The 19,766-nt window shown below is 50.1% G+C and carries 21 protein-coding genes; 7 read left to right on the forward strand and 14 right to left on the reverse strand.

Annotation, left to right across the window (positions count from 1 at the left end):
* Nucleotides 1-4: 4 nt before the first annotated feature.
* Complete coding sequence (locus AKG35_RS06490) at nucleotides 5-1,024, reverse strand: sodium-dependent bicarbonate transport family permease (RefSeq protein ID WP_011130583.1); 1,020 nt, start codon at nucleotides 1,022-1,024, stop codon at nucleotides 5-7.
* A 200-nt stretch (nucleotides 1,025-1,224) separates the two neighbouring features.
* Nucleotides 1,225-2,946 carry a SulP family inorganic anion transporter gene (locus tag AKG35_RS06495; RefSeq protein WP_011130584.1) on the reverse strand — a complete coding sequence of 574 codons (1,722 nt, stop codon included), beginning with the start codon at nucleotides 2,944-2,946 and terminating at the stop codon, nucleotides 1,225-1,227.
* 190 nt (nucleotides 2,947-3,136) lie between these two features.
* Between AKG35_RS06495 and AKG35_RS06500 the strand changes: the two genes are divergently transcribed.
* From AKG35_RS06500 to bchL, 3 genes are all read left to right on the forward strand, one after another.
* Complete coding sequence (locus AKG35_RS06500) at nucleotides 3,137-4,393, forward strand: ferredoxin:protochlorophyllide reductase (ATP-dependent) subunit N (protein WP_011130585.1); 1,257 nt, start codon at nucleotides 3,137-3,139, stop codon at nucleotides 4,391-4,393.
* A 7-nt stretch (nucleotides 4,394-4,400) separates the two neighbouring features.
* Nucleotides 4,401-6,011: a ferredoxin:protochlorophyllide reductase (ATP-dependent) subunit B gene (locus AKG35_RS06505; protein WP_011130586.1), complete on the forward strand. Its 1,611-nt coding sequence runs from the start codon at nucleotides 4,401-4,403 to the stop codon at nucleotides 6,009-6,011.
* Nucleotides 6,012-6,216: 205 nt separating this feature from the next.
* Nucleotides 6,217-7,107, forward strand: coding sequence for a ferredoxin:protochlorophyllide reductase (ATP-dependent) iron-sulfur ATP-binding protein (gene bchL, locus AKG35_RS06510; RefSeq protein WP_011130587.1), 891 nt, complete (start codon nucleotides 6,217-6,219; stop codon nucleotides 7,105-7,107).
* 29 nt (nucleotides 7,108-7,136) lie between these two features.
* Here bchL and AKG35_RS06515 read toward each other — a convergent pair whose 3' ends face one another.
* The 5 genes from AKG35_RS06515 to AKG35_RS06535 form a co-directional block, all read right to left on the reverse strand.
* The gene (locus AKG35_RS06515) at nucleotides 7,137-8,141 is read right to left on the reverse strand and encodes a protochlorophyllide reductase (RefSeq protein ID WP_011130588.1); all 1,005 of its coding nucleotides are present in this window, start codon (nucleotides 8,139-8,141) and stop codon (nucleotides 7,137-7,139) included.
* Between the two features lie 82 nt (nucleotides 8,142-8,223).
* Complete coding sequence (locus tag AKG35_RS06520; protein ID WP_011130589.1) at nucleotides 8,224-8,556, reverse strand: hypothetical protein; 333 nt, start codon at nucleotides 8,554-8,556, stop codon at nucleotides 8,224-8,226.
* Nucleotides 8,557-8,703: 147 nt separating this feature from the next.
* Nucleotides 8,704-8,814 (reverse strand): photosystem I reaction center subunit XII, encoded by a 111-nt coding sequence (gene psaM, locus AKG35_RS06525; protein ID WP_011130590.1) that lies wholly within the window; start codon nucleotides 8,812-8,814, stop codon nucleotides 8,704-8,706.
* A gap of 50 nt (nucleotides 8,815-8,864) precedes the next feature.
* On the reverse strand, nucleotides 8,865-9,062 hold the full coding sequence (locus AKG35_RS13215; protein ID WP_041384495.1) for a hypothetical protein: 198 nt from the start codon (nucleotides 9,060-9,062) through the stop codon (nucleotides 8,865-8,867).
* A 55-nt stretch (nucleotides 9,063-9,117) separates the two neighbouring features.
* Nucleotides 9,118-9,885: a sulfite exporter TauE/SafE family protein gene (locus AKG35_RS06535; protein ID WP_041384497.1), complete on the reverse strand. Its 768-nt coding sequence runs from the start codon at nucleotides 9,883-9,885 to the stop codon at nucleotides 9,118-9,120.
* A 9-nt stretch (nucleotides 9,886-9,894) separates the two neighbouring features.
* Here AKG35_RS06535 and AKG35_RS12930 point away from each other — a divergent pair, with 9 nt between their 5' ends.
* The 3 genes from AKG35_RS12930 to AKG35_RS06545 all read left to right on the forward strand — a co-directional run bounded on the left by AKG35_RS12930 (nucleotide 9,895) and on the right by AKG35_RS06545 (nucleotide 12,861).
* Nucleotides 9,895-10,122: a hypothetical protein gene (locus AKG35_RS12930; protein WP_157859850.1), complete on the forward strand. Its 228-nt coding sequence runs from the start codon at nucleotides 9,895-9,897 to the stop codon at nucleotides 10,120-10,122.
* 416 nt (nucleotides 10,123-10,538) lie between these two features.
* The gene (locus AKG35_RS06540; protein ID WP_041384499.1) at nucleotides 10,539-11,765 is read left to right on the forward strand and encodes a hypothetical protein; all 1,227 of its coding nucleotides are present in this window, start codon (nucleotides 10,539-10,541) and stop codon (nucleotides 11,763-11,765) included.
* Between the two features lie 253 nt (nucleotides 11,766-12,018).
* A complete protein-coding gene (locus tag AKG35_RS06545; protein WP_011130593.1) occupies nucleotides 12,019-12,861 on the forward strand; it encodes a lipoate--protein ligase family protein in 843 nt (280 codons plus the stop codon).
* Here AKG35_RS06545 and AKG35_RS06550 read toward each other — a convergent pair.
* On the reverse strand, nucleotides 12,768-14,036 hold the full coding sequence (locus AKG35_RS06550) for a site-2 protease family protein (RefSeq protein ID WP_011130594.1): 1,269 nt from the start codon (nucleotides 14,034-14,036) through the stop codon (nucleotides 12,768-12,770). The genes AKG35_RS06545 and AKG35_RS06550 overlap by 94 nt on opposite strands.
* 66 nt (nucleotides 14,037-14,102) lie before the next feature.
* Between AKG35_RS06550 and AKG35_RS06555 the strand changes: the two genes are divergently transcribed.
* The gene (locus AKG35_RS06555; RefSeq protein WP_011130595.1) at nucleotides 14,103-14,780 is read left to right on the forward strand and encodes a phosphoribosylanthranilate isomerase; all 678 of its coding nucleotides are present in this window, start codon (nucleotides 14,103-14,105) and stop codon (nucleotides 14,778-14,780) included.
* 186 nt (nucleotides 14,781-14,966) lie between these two features.
* On the opposite strand, the gene AKG35_RS12935 is transcribed toward AKG35_RS06555, so the two are convergent.
* From AKG35_RS12935 to AKG35_RS06580, 6 genes are all read right to left on the reverse strand, one after another.
* The gene (locus tag AKG35_RS12935; protein ID WP_157859851.1) at nucleotides 14,967-15,116 is read right to left on the reverse strand and encodes a hypothetical protein; all 150 of its coding nucleotides are present in this window, start codon (nucleotides 15,114-15,116) and stop codon (nucleotides 14,967-14,969) included.
* A 142-nt stretch (nucleotides 15,117-15,258) separates the two neighbouring features.
* Nucleotides 15,259-16,026 carry a GTP cyclohydrolase I gene (folE, locus tag AKG35_RS06560; protein WP_011130596.1) on the reverse strand — a complete coding sequence of 256 codons (768 nt, stop codon included), beginning with the start codon at nucleotides 16,024-16,026 and terminating at the stop codon, nucleotides 15,259-15,261.
* Nucleotides 16,027-16,037: 11 nt separating this feature from the next.
* Entirely contained in the window at nucleotides 16,038-16,745 is a 708-nt protein-coding gene (locus AKG35_RS06565; protein WP_011130597.1) for an SDR family oxidoreductase, read from the reverse strand.
* Between the two features lie 24 nt (nucleotides 16,746-16,769).
* A complete protein-coding gene (locus tag AKG35_RS06570; RefSeq protein WP_011130598.1) occupies nucleotides 16,770-17,759 on the reverse strand; it encodes an acetyl-CoA carboxylase carboxyltransferase subunit alpha in 990 nt (329 codons plus the stop codon).
* 26 nt (nucleotides 17,760-17,785) lie between these two features.
* The gene (locus tag AKG35_RS06575) at nucleotides 17,786-18,823 is read right to left on the reverse strand and encodes a long-chain acyl-[acyl-carrier-protein] reductase (RefSeq protein ID WP_011130599.1); all 1,038 of its coding nucleotides are present in this window, start codon (nucleotides 18,821-18,823) and stop codon (nucleotides 17,786-17,788) included.
* A 165-nt stretch (nucleotides 18,824-18,988) separates the two neighbouring features.
* Nucleotides 18,989-19,720 (reverse strand): aldehyde oxygenase (deformylating), encoded by a 732-nt coding sequence (locus AKG35_RS06580; protein ID WP_011130600.1) that lies wholly within the window; start codon nucleotides 19,718-19,720, stop codon nucleotides 18,989-18,991.
* Nucleotides 19,721-19,766: the final 46 nt, after the last annotated feature.

Consider the following 19,766-nt stretch of genomic DNA (forward strand, 5'->3'; position numbering starts at 1 on the left):
GATTTTAAATTGATGCAGGGATTAACTTGTAAACCAAACCCATATATAGTGGAATCCCAATCGTATGATTAAAAGGGAAAGTTAATCCCAAGGCGCTAGAAATGTAATACCTTGGGTTGGCCTCTGGAACTGTCATTCGCATTGCCGTAGGGACGGCAATATATGAGGCACTAGAGCACAAAATAATAAACAAGAGTGCATTGCCATAGCCTAAACCAAGTGCCCTAGCAACAAGGCCTCCGATTAACGCATTGAACATTGGCATCAGAATGGCAAAAAAGATAAGAAACGCTCCTGCTTTTTTGAGGTCCTTAAAACGCTGCGCCGCAACGATTCCCATGTCCAGCAAGAAGAAGCACAAGACTCCATAGAAAAACTTATAAACGAATGGTTCCATCTTCTCTACACCAGCAGGGCTATAGATAGAAGCAATGAAACCAATTACAAGGCTACCTGCAATCAAATAGACATAGCCATTCAGCATCGATTCATGCAGAACCTTGCGCCAATTCATTCCATCAGAACCAGGACGTGCCTGACGGGAACCAAGCCGAACTAGGACCAAGCCAACGATGATTGCCGGTGATTCCATTAACGCCAGTGGGGCCACCATAAATCCGTCATAAGAAATATTTTGAGCCTGAAGAAAACTCTCAGCAGCGATAAAGGTCACTGCGCTAATTGAGCCGTATGTCGCTGATATTGCTGCTGCATTAAAGACATCAAACCTCAATCGCAAAATACAGAAGCAAATCAACGGGATGACCGCCGCCATTAACACAGAAACAGCAATAGTTATGATGACTTGGCCACCGAGACCATCTTTCGCCAAAGCCATGCCACCCCTAAAGCCAACGGCCATCAACAGATAAAGTGAAAATAATTTCGGCAGCGGCGCAGGAATCTCAAGGTCAGCATTCAATAAAACCGCAATCGCACCCAAGAAAAAAAATAAAACCTTTGGTGATAAAACATTGGCCAGTACGAGCCCTGCGTCAAGTGCTGTTGCGGTTGCTGTGATCATATAAAGAAGTTGCAGGGAAATCTGGTCTGTTTTAGATAATGACTTGGCAAGATGTGACTAAAAGAAGAGTAGAAAATTTTTCAGACCATTCAAATCTGAAGATTTTACAAGGAAGATTGTATCATTGTTTTTATCAAAGATCCCAATCCCATGAAGGTGGTCTCATGAAGCTGGGATCTCTAATAAGTTCTCACTTGCTCTTATAAGTCAGCCAGGGCGGCTTCAAGGGCTTGAGTTCGATTAGTCATCAACCCTTGCACATCAAACTTCTCAAGTCTGTTTCGGACCCTCTCGTTTGCAGCCACAACATAAGCTTTCCTTGAATGGTTTTTTGCCTCTTGAACCATCTGTTCAATGGCCAAAGTGGCAGTAATGCCAAGCCGAGGAACTTCAGTAATGTCAAGGATCAAAACCTTGTAATTACGTACCAAAGCCATTCGTTCTGTGATCCCCGAAGCAGCTCCAAAGCTCAATGGTCCGCGCAGGCGAAATAACATCACCTGCCCGCCACAACGATCAAGCAATGCTTGTTCTGAAGGGGGCAAAGATGGCTCTTCAGTATTAGCAGCAGCACCAGTTGATTTGTTGTCAAAATCACCATCCATCAAACGGTTATCGGCATCCATTCCTTCCAATTGAGCCTGTGTCAACGAATCAATTGTTAATAGGTTTGCAACAAACACACCAACCAAAACTGCTGAGATTAAATCCCAGAAAACTGTCATCAGCAAGACGCCATACATGACAACAGCTGTCTTAATCGAGAGGCGATGAGCTCTAAGTAAGAAGCTCCAATCAATGATGTCGAGACCTACCTTGACCAATATTCCTGCAAGCAGGGCAGTTGGAATTAAAGCCGCGAACTGACCTGCTCCATACAAAACAATCAACAGCACGATGGAATGCACCATTCCAGAGAGTGGCGTGCTGCCTCCAGATTTGACATTGATCACCGTCCGCATCGTTGCACCGGCGCCAGGCAATCCGTTAAACAGCCCAGCAAGAGAGTTGCCAATTCCTTGGCCAATCAGCTCTCGGTCAGAGTTATGACGAGTCTGGGTAATGTTGTCTGCAACAAGGGATGTCAACAGCGAATCGATTGCTCCCAACACTGCAAGCACTAAGCCTGATTTGATGATCAAAGGAAGAAATGCTGGGTCCCAGCTGGGCAAAGAAAAGCCCAGGCCGCCTTCAGGGATCGTGCCGATACGCGGCAGCTCATCGATGCCTCGGGCTGAAAGGTTCGCGTCATTGAACAGCACAACCGAGAGAGGCGTAACGATCAACAAAGCCAACAACGGTGAAGGCACCACCTCGGTGAGTCGCCGAGGTGCCAAAAAGACAATGGCCAAGGTCATCACAGCCACTGCTACCGCACCCCAGTTGGGTTGAAAGTTTGCCGATAACTGCGTAAGGCAAGCAATCACACCGCCCTTGGTTGAGATGCCAAAGAGAGGTCCAATCTGAAGAATGAGGATGATCACCCCAATCCCAGACATGAAGCCAGACACCACTGAATAGGGCACAAGCGTGATGTAACGACCCAGTCGTAAGACCCCAAAAAGAATTTGGAATAGACCTCCCACAACAACTGCGGCCATCACCAGGGGCAAAAGCTCGCCTGGGCCATCAACCGTTGGCAACGCTGTGGAGATACCAACAGCAGCAAGAGCGGCGACTACTCCTGCCACGGTGACGCTCATCGGACCAGTGGGGCCGCTGACCTGAGATGGAGTGCCGCCAAACAGCGCTGCGAAGAAGCCAACAATCACCGCTCCGTATAAGCCGTAGATCGCGCCTCCATCGCCAAGGGCAGCATTGCCAAATGCGAGGGCTAAAGGCAGCGCCACCACCGCAGCGGTCAATCCGCCTAATAGATCTCCGCGAACATTGCGCAAATGAAATCCATGGATCAATGCCAAAACGTAGTGCTCCTACCCACTTGACTTGAACAAAACAATATCTGGCTATGAGCCCCGACTGACTTAAGAGAGAAGCAATTTGTCAGGCCCCTCAAGCAAAAAGCTTCCCCTCGATCCCAAAGAGTTTTAGTTGCTAATTAAGAGTTGGCCATGAACTCGGCAACTTGGTAGAGAGCTCTTCAAGCAGCCCATGGGCAGCGCCACGCTTCTAAAAGAAAGCGGACCGCGGGAGGTTTTCTGCGGATTGACTTCAATTGTTTGGCTACATCGGCGCATGCCGGATGCCTTCTTCCTCGTTGTGGGCTCTCGCACCTGCGCCCACCTCATCCAAAGCGCCGCAGGCGTGATGATCTTTGCCGAGCCGCGTTTTGGCACCGCAATCTTGGGGGAGAAAGACCTCGCGGGGCTGGCAGATGCTCATGATGAGCTCGATCGAGTGGTGAACGATTTACTGGCTCGGCGCCCAGAAATTCGCACCCTCTTTCTGGTGGGTTCCTGCCCCAGCGAAGTGATCAAGTTAGATCTGGCAAGAGTGGCCGAGCGACTCAATGGAGAGCTTCAAGGTCGCGTACGCGTGCTGAATTACTCAGGCAGCGGAATTGAAACCACCTTTACCCAAGGTGAGGACGGTGCGCTCAAAGCCATGGTGCCGTTGATGCCCAACAGCAACGAAGCCCAGCTTCTGCTTGTTGGCACCATGGCCAACGCGGTTGAAGATCGTCTCATCCATTTATTCGAACGCCTGGGCATCCCCTCAGTGTCCAGCTTGCCGCCCAGGCAGTCGACTGATCTGCCATCCGTAGGGCCTGGCACCCGTGTTCTGCTAACCCAGCCCTACTTAACTGACACGGCTAGGGAACTCAAAGACAGAGGCGCCGAGATCCTTCAAGCGCCTTTCCCTCTGGGAGCTGAGGGAAGCCGACTCTGGATGGAAGCGGCAGCCAAAGCTTTTGGCATCAACAACAATCACGTCGCAAATACTCTTGCGCCATTAATCGAGCGCGCCCAAAAGGCTTTATCGCCCTACAAAGAGCAACTGGCTGGAAAGCGAATTTTCCTGATGCCTGAATCCCAGTTAGAAATTCCACTAGCGCGTTTCCTTCACAGAGAATGTGGAATGGAACTTGTAGAAGTTGGAGTTCCTTATCTCAATCGAGAGATGATGCAGTCTGAATTGGAACTGCTGCCGCAAAACACTCCAGTAATGGAAGGACAGCATGTCGAGAAGCAGCTCGACAGGGTTAGGGAGCAGCGGCCCGATCTAGTTGTCTGCGGTATGGGTTTGGCAAATCCCCTTGAAGCGGAAGAGATTGCTACGAAATGGTCAATCGAATTGATCTTTAGCCCCATCCACGGCATTGATCAAGCCGCAGACCTCGCCGAACTGTTTGCAAGGCCACTGCATCGCCGCAACCTTCTCAACAACCAACTCCTCGTAAGCGTCTAAAAAACCAATGGAACTCACTCTCTGGACCTATGAAGGGCCTCCTCACGTAGGAGCCATGCGCATCGCTTCCTCGATGGAAGGAGTGCATTATGTGTTGCATGCTCCGCAAGGAGACACTTACGCGGATCTGCTGTTCACGATGATCGAGCGGCGCGGACGCAGGCCACCCGTGACCTACACCACCTTTCAAGCCAGGGATCTAGGAGGAGATACGGCTGAATTGGTCAAAGGTCATCTGCATGAAGCAGTGGAGCGCTTTAACCCCGAAGCACTCTTAGTGGGTGAAAGCTGCACCGCTGAACTCATTCAAGACCAACCCGGCTCGCTTGCTTCAGGCATGGGTTTCAACATGCCTGTTGTGGGTATAGAACTACCGGCCTACAGCAAGAAAGAAAATTGGGGAGCCTCAGAAACGTTCTATCAACTCGTGCGAGGCATCCTCAGCAAGCAGCCTTCTGAGCAATCTGGCGTCAGTCATAGCCCTGCTGCATGGAAAAGCCAAGGACGCCGGCCCAGAGTGAATCTCTTGGGCCCAACCCTGCTTGGCTTCCGCTGTAGAGACGACATTCTCGAATTGGAAAAACTGCTCAATCAACACGGCATTGATGTACATGTTGTTGCTCCACTTGAAGCAAGACCAGCCGATCTAATGCGGCTGCCCAATGCTGATCTGAATGTCTGTCTTTACCCTGAAATCGCAGAAGCAACTTGTCTCTGGCTTGAGCGCAATTACGGCATGCCGTTCTCCAAAACAGTGCCGATCGGAGTGGGTGCGACCAAAGACTTTTTAGAGGAACTCCATCAATTGCTAGAGATGCCTGCACCCAATCCAGGCGAAGGTGCAGAGCAATCGAGACTGCCTTGGTATTCACAGTCTGTGGATTCCAACTACCTCACCGGCAAGCGCGTGTTCATTTTTGGCGATGGCACCCATGCCCTTGCCGCAGCAAGGATTGCTGATCAAGAGCTCGGTTTCAAAGTGGTGGGTCTTGGCACCTACAGCCGCGAAATGGCCAGACCGGTGCGAGCTGCAGCCAAAGAACTAGGACTTGAAGCACTCATCAGCGATGACTACCTTGCCGTGGAAGCTGCCATGGCAGAGGCAGCTCCCGAACTTGTGCTTGGCACACAGATGGAGCGGCACAGCGCCAAACGACTGGGTATTCCCTGTGCAGTCATCAGCACACCGATGCACGTGCAAGACGTCCCTGCCAGATACAGCCCACAAATGGGATGGGAAGGTGCAAACGTCATTTTCGATAGCTGGGTGCATCCATTGATGATGGGCCTTGAGGAGCATCTAATCGGTATGTTCCGCCATGACTTTGAATTTGTGGATGGCCATCAAAGCCACCTAGGGCACCTAGGCGGACATCAGAGCCAAACGGAACAACAACAAAGCCAAGCAGCAACCAATCCATCAACGCAATCAAATGCAGATTCCTCATCTGAGGAATCACCTCTCTGGACCCCAGAGGGAGAAGCAGAGCTCGCAAAGATCCCCTTCTTTGTACGCGGAAAGGTTCGCCGCAATACGGAAAAGTATGCGCGCCAGGCTGGTTGCAGATGTATCGACAGCGAAACCGTTTACGACGCAAAAGTCCACTTCCGGGCTTGACTATCAGAAAAAATAAAGAATCTTCTAGTCATTACATTGGGCAAAGGGAATGAGTGTTTGCACTCATTCCCTTTGCCCAATAGTGAATGCCTTTGTCTCGAAAAGCAAGCAAACCATGGGAGCAGTTGTATCGAATTTGTTAGGAACCAGCAGAGATAGATCCATTGGCCTTGAATAACAATAAGAACTTGAGCAAGATCACTCAATGACCACGACCCTGACACGACCAGCCGATGGTGAAGGCAGTGTGCAAGTTCAACAGGATGCTTCTGTTCGCATTCAGGAAGGGGCCCTGGTAATCGCGGTCTATGGGAAAGGCGGAATTGGTAAATCCACCACCTCCTCCAATCTTTCAGCCGCATTCTCCAAACTCGGCAAGCGAGTACTGCAAATTGGTTGTGATCCCAAGCACGACAGTACGTTCACGCTTACGCATCGCATGGTGCCTACGGTGATCGACATCCTTGAAGAGGTTGATTTCCATAGCGAAGAGTTGCGACCAGATGACTTCATGTTTGAAGGCTTCAATGGAGTCAAGTGTGTCGAGAGTGGGGGGCCTCCAGCCGGCACCGGTTGCGGTGGTTACGTGACTGGGCAGACCGTAAAGCTGCTTAAAGAGCATCACCTGCTGGAAGACACCGATGTGGTGATCTTCGATGTCCTTGGAGACGTGGTGTGTGGCGGCTTCGCTGCACCCTTGCAACATGCCAACTACTGCTTAATCGTCACCGCTAACGACTTTGATTCGATCTTTGCGATGAATCGCATTGTCGCTGCAATTAACGCCAAAGCTAAGAACTACAAAGTTCGCCTTGGCGGAGTCATTGCAAATCGTTCTGCCGAATTAGATCAAATAGAAAAATTTAATCAACAGACAGGGCTGAAAACTATGGCTCATTTTAAAAACGTTGATGCAATACGTAGATCAAGACTTAAGAAATGCACAATTTTCGAGATGGACTCATCAGACGAGGGGGTAATGGAATGTCAAAATGAATATCTTTCACTAGCACAAAAAATGCTCGATAATGTTGAGCCTCTTGAAGCGGAACCTCTCAAAGATCGTGAAATTTTTGACCTACTTGGCTTTGACTAACCTCTAAAAGGAGCAAAGCCCTTGATCATTTAAGTCAAACCAACCAATTTCATCGACAATTCCCAGACCCGTTTTGCGGTGATGGGATCTGTCGCCCTTTCCGATAGTTCCTGTCGGAAACTTTCGCGGTTCTTCTTCTGACGATTGCCCCAACTCCAATGCACACCTGATACACCAAACTCTGGATTAGTTACAACCTGTGCAACCCGCTGCCCAGCCTTGGCCTGGGTGACATATCCACCAGTAATCAGCCTCTGGAATATAGGAAACAAAAACCGGAAGATTTTTGGTGTGTAGCGGAATAACGGTGTATCAGCCACACAACCAGGATAAAGAGAGGTAAATAAAATCCCTGATTGTTCATGTAGACGCCGGTGAAGCTCCTGCGTGGTGATCATGTTGCAGAGCTTGCTGTCTTTATATGCCTTGCCAGGCTTGAAGCTTTTGCCACTCGCCATACTGATAGGCGCATGAAAGCCTTGTTCAAAACCTGAAAGATTACCCAGATCAGCCGGTGCAGGGATCGGGATCTTGCCGCCAAGCTCCTTATAATTAGCAGTAACTGTGCCAAGAATGACCACTCGGGCAGCAGACAAATAAGAGCCACGCGCTGATTGAAAGACTTTTGCTTTGCCGAGGTTCTCAAGCAAAAGTTGAATCAGCAAGAAATGGCCGAAATGATTGGTTGCCATCGAAAGCTCATAGCCCTGAGCTGAGCGTTTCGGCTTGCGCAGCCTGGGCTGATAGACCGCGGCATTACAAACAAGCGCATCCAGCGGCTGCTCAAGCGAGCCGAGAAGGGTCTCGACTCCATCGCGAACGCTCTGGAGATCACTCAAATCCATCCTTAGATGAGTAAGTTGAGCGGCTGGAATACCAACCCTCTCGGCAGCGGCAACAGCTCGCAATGGATGTCGATTTGCAGTGATCACCTGCCAGCCTCGATAGACGAGTGCCTTGCAGGCATACAACCCGACGCCAGAGGTCGTGCCCGTGATTAAGACGGTGCCTGGAGAAGCTTGAGAAGAAGCCATCGACGCAGCCTTGAGAGCAGCAGGTTGGTATAGCTATAAAACTAAGCGCTGAGCTTCACTCTCGACGCAAGCAAAACAAAACTCAGCGCCAGATGACCCTCAAGCGATTCGGGGCGATCCACTGATCATGCTCGTCCATCAGACGAATGCCGCCTCCAAGGGTGAACAAGCGATCAAAACGTTGCTGAAGGGTGTTCAGCTGAGCAGATTCAAGGTTCAAGACGGCGACAAGTTCACCATGACGATCAAGACGTTCCTGATAAGCGATTGAGAGCTTGACCAGAGTCACAACACAAAGAGAAACCAGTCCAAGCTTCATGGTCAATGCCAAAAGGCTGAAATTAATCTCTCTGCGCTGCTCTTGCAGCTGCAACGTAGACGCCATGGTGACTGCATCCATCACCTCAGGATGCATCTGCTTACGGCGTCGCCGAGCTGTGCTTTTCTGTTTTGACCTGGGTCTAGCCAGGGAGGAGCCCAAGTTTATTCAACGGTTGACCGCTTGTAGCGCAGCAAACCTCAACTGCCAAGGGGCTAGACCCAATTAGTTTTAGGGCCTCAATCAAGCCTCATGAAGGGTTACGCCAAGGCGAAGAGCTAGCACACCGCAATGAAAAACAACCACGAGGCACAAACCGGCCAAGTCGACATTTGCAATATCAGTGATGCCCATGATGGAAGGGGAACGCTAGAAGCATCCATATTCTCCTCGCAAAACGGTACCTAAGACCAGTCTTCGCAAAGGCCTGTCACACCTATCAATGGCAACTCCTCCGTCGAATGGCATTGATCGATCAATCTCCCCACCATCCACTGACTAGAAAGACGCCTCTCAAAGCCCATTGAGAGCAAGCTCTCGCAGCGACTTTCTCGGAGGGAAAGGGTTCCTGAGATCAACTCATCAATAACGCCTTGCAGCAAAAAACATGGGCTCTTGAAACGCGGGGCTTAGCACTGAAACTTGCACTAGGAATAGTTAATGCCCCATCGCAAGGATCAGGGCCTGACGGCCAGTGCCAAAAGCAAGCAACAGCACGAGTGTTCTCAACATCCATGCCAAACTCTTGCCAGAAACCCGTTGAAGTCGAGACGCTGACCAATGAGCGGCCAGAGCCGCCACGCCACCGAGCAACAGCCCAATCCCTACAGAGCCCCGACCCTCGCTAAGAAACTGTAAAGAGGCCGCAGTCGCTGAACATGTCACAGCCAGGGTGCTTAAACGGATCGCCAAGTGAATAGGAACAGCCAAGCCATTCACCATCAAAGGCACCATCAACAAACCACCCCCCAAACCAAGCAAGCCTGCGGAAAATCCTGCGACACCGCCAACGAGCGCAAGACCCGGCAAAAAAAGAGTGGATTTGAGCTGCTGAGCTGCTTGCTGAGGCTCTGAACGAATCGTGGCAGCCACCACGAGATAGAGCCCCACCTGAAACGTCAGTAAAAGCCAGCCAGAAACATCTAAACCAATCTTGCTGAACAGCAGTGAAGACAAAAATGCGGCCACTGCGATGCTCAATCCAGCCTGAAGCTGAAATCCTCCAGCGAAGAGGTGGGTCAGGCTGCCACTCAACGCAGTAGGAACAATGGCGAAAGTACTGGTGGCCAAAGCCTGATGAGGGCTAAGCCCCATCCACAGCAGGAGGGGCGCAAAGATCAGACCGCCGCCAATGCCCAGCAGACCAGCCAGACCACCAGCCAACAGCCCCAAAGGCACAAACACCAGCCAATCCCACAACACCATCACTGCTCGATGCCGACAGCTGCATCCTGCCTAGTGGTTGGCTTCTGTTTCGGCGAACACGCCGAACTGCTCACCGCAACCACGCCGCAGGTGACCCACAGCTTCCATTGTTGCGGCGCCTGTGTAACTAAGACTCGCCCGGGAGTTGATGCGCCAAGACTTGAGTTGTTGCCGTTAGCTACAGGGAGGCTTACCTATCTGAGCGGAACTGCAGATTCTTGGGTCGCTGCTTGTTAGCAACAAGCCATCCAGGCAGCATTGAGAAAAAATGATCCAAGTGGAGAGCGGCTTCGCGATGGAGAGATCAATGGAACAGCGCATGGCTTGATAGATGAAAGAGGAGAAAGTTTTGATCGTTCAGCCTCCGCTATTGGCTGGCAGCTCCTCTTAGACCATCCACCAAACCTTGAGTTGCATCACATCGGTTAGGCAAGCTTTGCGCTGATCCAAATGTAGGCCTAATTCACAAAGCAAGACTGCCCATCACTAATAGACCGAAACTGCTCTATCAAACAGAAGATGAATGCCACTACTCAACTGTGATCAAGATCACAGGATTAGTTGAGACGGGTCACAACCAGATTGATTGCGCGGAGAGAGGGTATGTGCATTAGGAGGCGAAAGCCTCTGAAACTCATCAACCCTTTAAAATAATGATTAACAACAACCTCGTTCGCAATCAAGTCAAAGCTAATTGGGAAGACATAACAAGGAAGCGCGAGGATCATGCAATGACATTTGAATTAGAGAATAAAGTGCCAAGCATCCACCCAAAAGCAACGAATTGGCTTGACAATAATAATAGCAATTTTAATTTCAACCTTACCAAGGCCTCATCTCTAGTTAACAGTGGATGGGGGAAAAACTACGGCAACCAATTGCTAGACTCTAATCTATTAGATCCTATCAAGAATCCAAAGATCAAGTCATCTGATTTGATTGACATCGGCAATATTCGCATTCCAGAAATCAACTTGACTCAGCCACTGGAAATCGAAAACGATCTCATCCAACCTATTAATCCTGATGCTGCCGTTTCAACCGATATCGCGGATAGGCTCATTAACAATAGGGATGCAAGGATGGAAAATCTATGGTCTACCATTCGTGGAGGAATGTCTGGACACAACAATGAACATGACGACATACATGTACATGTTGGACAAGAAACTACTATTTGGCACGATGGTGGCAGTCTATTTACAATAACCACTGAAGGGGAAGATACATACACAACCGAGACAGATCCCAATGGTGAAAACACTTATTGGAGGAATGGGGAAGAGATTAGCGAAGAAGATCATGCATACGGTGATCCCACTGAAGGACAAATTGAAGGGGCAAGAAGCAATCTTGGAAGTCATGCAGGTGGAGAGGATGAAGGCGAAGGGGGCTGGTGGGATAGTTTTTGGGATTGGGTGACGGGTAATAACATCACGCCTTATCCAGGACTGGAGGACCCCGGCAGAACACCATGGTGGACTACCGCAAATGCCTACAACCTTGATTCACTGATTAACCAAGTTGATCCTCATTTAGCTTCTGAATATCTACTTGAAGAGGTTGTAACAACTTCATTAGAGAATAGAATTGTAGACAATTTATTATTGCAAGGCAACAACACCTCTGCCCAGATTGAAGGCACTGACGAACTGACAAACTTCGACAAAGGATTGCTCGCAAATAAAGTTACCACTAACTTTGAGCATGCCCAAGATTTTGGAGAACCGATCGCCGCTGATCATGATGTCTTCAGCTTTGGTGGAATCACACAAAGCATGCCTTTATCGTCTTCAGATGAGAACGTTCTTTTAACTGTAGACAATGTCATGCCTCAACAAATGTTGAGCAACAATATGACAACGCCTATCGAGTTCTAATCCAATCAGAAGAGCAGAAAAACTAAAGCTCAGCACTGCAAGCCAAGTGAGAGCATCTACAGGTAAATCATGAGTCAATAATAGAGCGGCCACCACTTAGCGATTACAACTTTGCAACAGCCCCACTACCTCAAAAAAACTACACCTGGCGTGAGCCGGAGAAACTCAACGAGGTGGAGCGGCTGTTGCTCAAGCGAGGCCAAAGCCCCAAAGGCACAAACACCAGCCAATCCCACAACACCATCACTGCTCTATGCCGACAGCCGCATCCTGCCTACCTATCTCGCCAGGTCGCGGCCGCTTGATCTCCCCTTTGCGATTGTCTGGCCCAGAACAGATGGCCCTCGATGAAGTGCTGCTCGAGGCTTACCAATCAGATGCGAAACCACTACCAACACTGCGCTTCTATCAATGGAAAGGTCCATGGCTTTCCCTTGGTCGCAACCAACGCCACTGGCCAGAGCACTGGAATGCCCTAGCCAAACGAGGAGATCTACAGCTGGTTCGCCGACCCAGTGGCGGTAGTGCAGTCCTGCATGCAGGAGGGCTCACTTATGCACTGATCTGGCCCTCTCCTCCCCGCCAGAGACAACAAGCCTATAAACAAGCTTGTCAATGGCTCATAAGGGGCTTTAAAGAGCTCGAATTACCTTTGCAATTTGGCGATCACCCAGCCAGGGGGGCCAGCGAGAGTAACTGCTTCGCCACAGCCACAGCCGCTGATCTGGTGGATTCTCAGGGTCACAAACGCATCGGCAGTGCACAACTCTGGCGTCAGGGTCATCTCCTTCAACATGGCGAAATCATCCTGAATCCCCCTCAAAGACTCTGGCGAGAAGTCTTCGATTGCGAACCACCTAGCGACGCACCAGCATCAATCCCCAGGCAAGAGCTGAGCGATCTCCTGCAAACAACGTTTTGCTCCTGTTGGCCAGAGGTGAACTGGCAAGAGAGCCCTATCACTAACGCTGAATGGGGCTCAGTTGCCAACAAAGCACCGAACTATGAAGTACTGCTGGATGCCTCAGGCTGCTCAACCAATCCGCCAGAGACCATCGACTCCACAACTTTAGGCAGTGCCATTCCCAGGGGATAGGTGTTCTGACGGCGAGCAGCTTCGAGAAACTGAACAGGAAGCCTTACCCCAAGACGCTTAAGCACAGCTTCGGAGAGATCAATTCGATCTAATGTTCCGCAAGGGAGACCAGCGACATTAAAGACAAGAAGCCTGCCCTCCTCAGCCTGTTCTAGTGCCATCACCGCCTGCCATAACGGGGCTTTCTCGCCAATGGCAGGCAACTCAGATATCGGCTTCATGTGATCCGCCAGGCATTGCCGATCCCATTGCTGCACAGGCAATTCTTTTAAGGGTTGGTCCGTCATGTAACCAACCCAACGACCAGAGCGACAAACCAAAACCCACTCCTGAGGAGACTGCTCCTCGCTGCCAGACAAACGCAACTGACTAAGCCTGCGCAGCGACTGGTCATCTTCAAGCACACGGAAGTTGCGCCCAGCCGCCTGGCCTACGTTGAGCTCACGCAAGACCTTCTGCAAGGCAAGTAGCTGGGTTTGAGAGCGAGATGCACCGAGACCAAACCAACCGAGCATCAACAGCCAAAGCCCACCAATCCCACCACCTTTAAAGAAGAGCAACCAACCCCCCAACACCATTGCCGAGAGAGATAGGGCACGGCCAGTTGCGGTGGCGACCTGGACACCCTTCCTCTGACTGCCAGTCCACTGCCAGACCAAAGCCTTAAGGATCAAGCCTCCATCAAGAGGCAACCCAGGCAGCAAATTAAAAAGGGCTAGCAACAAATTGAGCCCACCCAACTGACCAACGAGATTGGCAAGCAGCGGATTGACGTGATCAGCTGCATACACCCCTCCAGTCAGCAAGGCAACAGCCAAGACCAAGCTCACCAATGGTCCCGCTGCAGCAACCCTTAAAGAGGCCATCGGTGTCGAGCACTCCCTCTCAACGCTGGCAACACCTCCCAGGAAAAAAAGCGTGATGCTGCGAACCTTGACCCCCTCACGCAGTGCAACCAAAGAGTGGCCTAGCTCATGCAGGAGAACAGACAAAAACAACAGCAGGGCCGTGATCAACCCCAGACCCCAGCTGATCCAAGCTGGAAGCGAAGATTCAGCTGCAGCGGACACCTGGTTTTGTGAAATCCAAGTAAAAAGCAACAGGATCACAAACCAGCTGGGATGAACCCTTAAAGGGATTCCCCGAATCTTCATCAGCTCCCAGCCTTCGCCCACCCTTTCATCTCCATCGAGCCGGATCAGCGGCCAGTAGCAAACCAATCTTAGAAAAGTCTCGAGCCAATGGTCTTGCCTATGGGATCTCCAACATCCACCGCAGTGAAGATCTGCGGTCTTACCAACATTGACCAAGCCAAATCGATTGCAGCGCTAGGTGTCGAAGCAATTGGCGTAATCGGCGTAGCAAGCTCACCCCGCTTTGTTGCAGAACAGCAACGACGAGACCTTTTCGCTCAACTCAACAGCTTCAAGCCAGAACTCCAACGAGTCTGGGTGGTCGCTGATCCAGATGACACCGACCTATCCGAAGCCCTGCAAGGAGAAGGTGCACCTTCGGCAATCCAGCTTCACGGCCAAGAAACGCCAGAACACTGCGCAAACCTGCGCATCCAACACCCGAACACGCAGTGGTGGAAAGCCCTGCGCATCCGTAGCCATGAGGATCTCTCCCTTGCCCATACCTATGCAGGCCAGGTCGACGCACTCCTTCTCGATGCATGGAGGCCTGGACAACTTGGTGGCACAGGCCATCGACTTCCCCTGAACTGGCTGCATCAAACCTCTTTTGAACTGCCCTGGTGGTTAGCGGGTGGTGTCTCCGCAGAGTGGATTCCAGAACTTTTGAGCCAGGTAAATCCATGGGGCTTGGACGCCTCAAGCCGTCTCGAGATTTCGCCAGGGATTAAGGATCTAAAACTGGTTGAGGCCCTGGTTGAAGCGGTACGTCAGCAGCAAAAATAGATTCAATGATGCAATCAAAGCTCTTAAACAATTTGAGCTGCCGCAGATTTTTTCAATGGGTTGAAATTGAATTTCAATAATAAAGAGCGAACAAACAATAAGAATTTCAATCAAATCAATAAAATATGCCTAGCTAAAACTTTGGTCAATGAGACGAGCAAGACCCCAACTGAAGGTTGCTGCTAATTATTTTTTAGCTTGATCGTTAAGCTGTTCCTGTCTTTGTTGAATTCCAAAAAAAACATTCGCGCCTAACACCAAGACAGTTGCAACTACAATCACTCCAATCGCTAATGGGCTCAGATTAAGAGCCATTGCAAACAAAGGCGAAGGCATTGACCTCTAAATTGTAAATACAAGAATTAGCTTGACAGAGTTTCATCCACTTGGCTAGTAACAAGCGAAGTGGATACACACATGTTAATCAGACATGGCCATCGCCAAAATGTTCTTTCTTGGCAAGATCTAGAGAGATCTTTTATGTTGCAAGCATGGCCTCCTGCTGACGAACGAGCTCAAAGAATTCCTGTTTAAGGCTAGAGTCATGCCTGAAAACACCTCGCACAACTGAGTTCACCATGGTGCACTGGGGTTCCATTACGCCACGTAATTTCATGCAATAATGCTCTGCCTTGACAATAATTCCAAGCCCCTGAGGCTCACATAGCCGCTCAATTTCATCAGCCAAGATCATTACGGCCTCTTCCTGAATATGAGGTCTTGAAAATACCCAATCGGCAACTCTTGCAAACTTAGAGAGTCCAATCACACGGGTCCCTGGCTTGATCCCAATCCAGCAGTTACCCATGATCGGCACAAAGTGGTGGGAGCAGGCCGAACGGATCGTGATTGGTCCAACAGTATAAATCTCATCAAGCTGCTTAACGTTAGGAAAACTTGTAATCTTGGGCTGTTTCTGATAACGGCCCTTAAAAACTTCGTTGAGATACATGCGAGCAACTCGCTCGGCTGTCTCTTCTGTGTTGTGGTCATTATGAATATCAATCAACAGGCTTTGAAGTAGTTCTCGTACTCGATCGGCAACTTCTACTTCAAGCTCTTGCAACTCGCCTGGTTGAATGTATTCCGAAATATTATCGTTAGCGAGAAAGGAAACACCTCCCGCAACAAACCGTGCGCGTATACGCTCGGAAATCTTGCTTGTATTGGCAATTTGACCATTGTCAGGCGAAGCATTTTTGTCATTGCCAAGGCCTTTCGATGATGCTGGGATGATGGAAGTCATTAAAGGCTGGTTCAAAAGGCGCCAGTGGCTGGCATCAGAGTTAGATCTTCAATCACCTGTGATGGTGGCTGTTGGGCCAAGTGAAGAAGGGCAGCGGCAGCCTGCTCAACAGAAAGCATGGCGTCACGGTCGAAGCTACTTTGCACGGTTTCAGTATCCCAAAGAGGGGTATTGACCGAACCAAGCGTAAGGGTGCAAGCACGTATCCCATGATTGCGCTCCTCCGCTGCCAAGCAACTAGTAAAAGTAGCCAATGCTGCCTTGGTAGTGCAGTATGCACCCCACTGTGGAAAAGCATTGCGAGAGGCATGACTGCTCACATTGATCACCAATCCACCGCTAGCACGCATCGCAGGCACCACAACAGAACACAATTGAAAGACACTAGTGAGATTCATCTGAAGCAACCATTGCCAACGATTCAAAGGCATGGATAGAAGATCCCCTGTCCAAGCCGCCCCAGCATTGTTGATCAACACTGATGGGCAATGTCCCCGTCCAAGCAAATCCTCGATACCAGGAGCGATGGCTTCTGGATCAGCCAAATCGATTGATTTAAAAAGAACATTCTGGCCTGTACTTTTTAGCTCTTGGGAAAGTGCCTGAAGTGCATCTTGGCTGCGGGCTACCAACATCAAATCCCAACCGGAATTGGCAAACAACCGCGCAGCTGCTTCTCCGATACCGCGGGATGCTCCAGTAATCAGGGCAGTAGGCAAGGAGCGAATGCAACCCCAATAACCCTAGGCAGGCAAGCCGGTTTCCGACGAGCTTGGATCGAGAACACGACCCATAGCCCGGAATTTTCGATACCGCGCTTCGCGAAGCTGATTAACCTTTAAACCAAGAAGCTCATCGAGGTGCCGCTCGATAGCCTCTCTAAGCACCTCTCCCGCCTGAAGAGGGGCCCAGTTGTTGCCTCCAGCTGGTTCTGGAAGCACTTCATCCACCACTCCTAAGTTAAGGAGGTCTGGACCAGTGATCTTCAAAGCAGCAGCTGCCTCAGGAGCTTTGGCGGCATCTCTCCAAAGAATCGAAGCACAGGCTTCCGGACTGGCCACGGTGTAGACGCTGTGCTCAAACATGAGCAAACGATCAGCTACGCCAATTCCAAGAGCGCCACCCGAGCCTCCTTCACCAATCACCGTGGCAATCACAGGCACGCGCAAACGGAACATTTCACGCAAGTTGACTGCAATGGCTTCACCTTGCCCCTGCTCCTCGGCAAGCAGGCCTGCATATGCACCTGGCGTATCGATGAAAGTGAGGATGGGTAAACGAAAACGATCGGCATGATCCATCAGACGAAGAGCCTTGCGGTAACCACCAGGCGTAGCCATCCCAAAGTTTCTAGCCACATTTTCTTTTGTATCCCTGCCCTTTTGATGTCCGATCAGCAGCACAGAGCGCTTACCAATACGGCCCACACCACCAACCAACGCCTGGTCGTCGCTACCACGACGGTCACCATGCAACTCAACCCAGTCGTCGCAAAACATTTGGATAAAATCCAAAGTGCTCGGCCGGTGAGGATGTCGCGCGACTTGTATTTTTTCGGCCGGTGTAAGAGCTTGAAAAATTTCCTCCCGTCTACGTGCCGCCAAAGTTTCTAACTGGAGTAACTGCTGACTGACATCGACTTCGGAATCGCGTGCAAGCTCTCGGATCTGCTCAATCTGCTGCTCTAGTTCTACCAATGGCTTTTCGAACTCAAACAGATAACGACGAGCCATGACAAGAAAAGATCCGGAAACAAGGTTCAGGCTGCAGCAGCCTGAAGTTGGTGATTGAGATTGAGGCTTGAAAAACCATGACGCAAAGACGCCATGCCGATAAAATCCATTTTCTCAAGGGTGATCTGGTTACGCCCCCAACTGAAGTTTGTGTGGCAATTCTCAAACTCCAACAGCATTGCTTCTGCAAAACAGGCAAACATTTGCCTCGCAGGCTTATCCATCTCTGCAATCCAGCCAACATCCCAGCTGATGTCATTGCAGAACTCAACGATTCCTCCTTTGAGAACATGCACCCCACTACCAGCAAACTTTGCATCTAGGTTCTTCGGATAGCCCCCATCAATCATCAAGCAAGGCTTGCGCAAACTCTCCATATCGATTTCCAGGGTTCTAGGCATGCTGGCAACCCAAACCACAACATCAGCTTCAGGCAAGGCCTCTTCAAGACTCAATATTCTGCCGCCAGCCAATTCAGTTTGAAGATCTATAAGAGGTTGTTGCTGTCTAGCCACCAAAAGAAGTTCAGCGACACCAGTTCGAGCGGAAAGCCAACGGCAAACAGCACTACCTATATCGCCAGTTGCACCAACTACCGCTACACGCGCCTTGCTTAAATCAATGCCCAAAAGTGGGGCATTGTTCTCAAGCTGACGGCAAATAACCCAAGCCGTATGAGTGTTGCCGGTTGTGAATCGCTCCCATTCAAGCGTGGTGTTTCGTACATGTTGATGCTTAAGAAGATTGAAGTTCTCAAAAATAATTGAGGTAAATCCGCCTAGGGCACTTATCTGAATGCCTCTCTTCTGGGCCATTTCCATGGCATTGAGAACTTTGCGACGGGCAGTTTTGAACCGACTCAACATTTCTGGCACAAAACATGAATCGATATAAGCGCCTTCTATTTTCTTTCCTGTAAGGCTTTCTACCTCTATCTGTTCCAAAAACTGCGGAGGAGCACTGCACCAAACATCCAGGTCTCCATCTAGATGGTCATAGCCAATCTGAAGTGCCGTCTTCCTGGCATCTTCAAAACTGGTGGAATGACCGATCAGACCAAACATGTAGTGCTGACATACGAAAAAACTGAGCCCACCCTATAAGCCCTGAAGAGGTCCAAGTCAACCATAATCCCATTAATGCTGGTCTTTACGGTCCAGTGTTTGAACTTCGACCAAGCTGCTCACGAATGGATACAAGGGGAAAGGAAGGCCCATAAGCAGCAGAGTTCAGCTCACAAGAGCTGCCGCTGCCATACGGGTAATTTCACGAGTGTTAAAGCCAATCTCAGTGAGAGATTCCTGGTAGGCGATTAAGAAATCCTCAATCAGATCTTCCTTATCCATCTGCAGCACGGCAGCATCACCTGCTACCTGATCAAGCATCCGGCGAATCAGAGGCAGGTTCTCGCGATTGGCCTCAAGCAACTCCTCACGGCAACTCTCCAGATTGGCCTTGAGCCAAGCCTCGCCATAATTGAGGTGTGTGTACTCGTCCTTCACGACACCTTCAGTAATCTTGCGAGCAAAGGGGTCAGAAACAGGGATATAGGTGTGATAAGCCGAAATAGCAAAGGCTTCAATCAAGAGCGCCTGGATCAGCAAGCATGTAGGTGTTTTCCCCTGCCCTAAAGCTGTCTGGAAGTTGTCACGCAAAGGAGCAAAAAACTCCCTTGCGAAGTCCATGTCAGCCTCAACGCCAAGGTTCTTGCCGCAAGCTGTAAAGCCCTTCTTGTGCCTCATCTCCATCTTGGCAAGCCGCTTGAGCTCTTCGACATGATCGGGAAGCAGCGTGCCAATCGCGATGTAATTGTCATGGGCTTCCTGTTCGCCCTCAATGACTATTGCGTTGATTCTGCTGTATGCATCCTTATATCTATCTGAAGTGAAGTCTGGCAGGGCTTCTGAAGATCCAACAGTGCTGTCAAGAACAGCTGCCACAGGCATCTCAAGCGTAGGCATGGATCTTTTAAAAGTCGTAAGTCGAGAGACTTTAACCCTCTACTAG

The sequence above is a fragment of the Prochlorococcus marinus str. MIT 9313 genome (genome assembly GCF_000011485.1).
Lineage (GTDB): Bacteria > Cyanobacteriota > Cyanobacteriia > PCC-6307 > Cyanobiaceae > Prochlorococcus > Prochlorococcus marinus_D.

Excerpts from the sequence above, each read along its gene's own strand:
- AKG35_RS06490 (WP_011130583.1), bottom strand. The coding sequence starts at position 1,024 with ATGATCACAGCAACCGCAACAGCACTTGACGCAGGGCTCGTACTGGCC.
- AKG35_RS06500 (WP_011130585.1), top strand. The coding sequence starts at position 3,137 with ATGGGCAGCGCCACGCTTCTAAAAGAAAGCGGACCGCGGGAGGTTTTC.
- AKG35_RS06505 (WP_011130586.1), top strand. The coding sequence starts at position 4,401 with ATGGAACTCACTCTCTGGACCTATGAAGGGCCTCCTCACGTAGGAGCC.
- bchL (WP_011130587.1), top strand. The coding sequence starts at position 6,217 with ATGACCACGACCCTGACACGACCAGCCGATGGTGAAGGCAGTGTGCAA.
- AKG35_RS06515 (WP_011130588.1), bottom strand. The coding sequence starts at position 8,141 with ATGGCTTCTTCTCAAGCTTCTCCAGGCACCGTCTTAATCACGGGCACG.
- AKG35_RS06520 (WP_011130589.1), bottom strand. The coding sequence starts at position 8,556 with ATGCATCCTGAGGTGATGGATGCAGTCACCATGGCGTCTACGTTGCAG.
- psaM (WP_011130590.1), bottom strand. The coding sequence starts at position 8,814 with ATGGGCATCACTGATATTGCAAATGTCGACTTGGCCGGTTTGTGCCTC.
- AKG35_RS06535 (WP_041384497.1), bottom strand. The coding sequence starts at position 9,885 with ATGGTGTTGTGGGATTGGCTGGTGTTTGTGCCTTTGGGGCTGTTGGCT.
- AKG35_RS12930 (WP_157859850.1), top strand. The coding sequence starts at position 9,895 with ATGCCGACAGCTGCATCCTGCCTAGTGGTTGGCTTCTGTTTCGGCGAA.
- AKG35_RS06540 (WP_041384499.1), top strand. The coding sequence starts at position 10,539 with ATGATTAACAACAACCTCGTTCGCAATCAAGTCAAAGCTAATTGGGAA.
- AKG35_RS06545 (WP_011130593.1), top strand. The coding sequence starts at position 12,019 with ATGCCGACAGCCGCATCCTGCCTACCTATCTCGCCAGGTCGCGGCCGC.
- AKG35_RS06555 (WP_011130595.1), top strand. The coding sequence starts at position 14,103 with ATGGTCTTGCCTATGGGATCTCCAACATCCACCGCAGTGAAGATCTGC.
- AKG35_RS12935 (WP_157859851.1), bottom strand. The coding sequence starts at position 15,116 with ATGCCTTCGCCTTTGTTTGCAATGGCTCTTAATCTGAGCCCATTAGCG.
- folE (WP_011130596.1), bottom strand. The coding sequence starts at position 16,026 with ATGACTTCCATCATCCCAGCATCATCGAAAGGCCTTGGCAATGACAAA.
- AKG35_RS06570 (WP_011130598.1), bottom strand. The coding sequence starts at position 17,759 with ATGGCTCGTCGTTATCTGTTTGAGTTCGAAAAGCCATTGGTAGAACTA.
- AKG35_RS06575 (WP_011130599.1), bottom strand. The coding sequence starts at position 18,823 with ATGTTTGGTCTGATCGGTCATTCCACCAGTTTTGAAGATGCCAGGAAG.
- AKG35_RS06580 (WP_011130600.1), bottom strand. The coding sequence starts at position 19,720 with ATGCCTACGCTTGAGATGCCTGTGGCAGCTGTTCTTGACAGCACTGTT.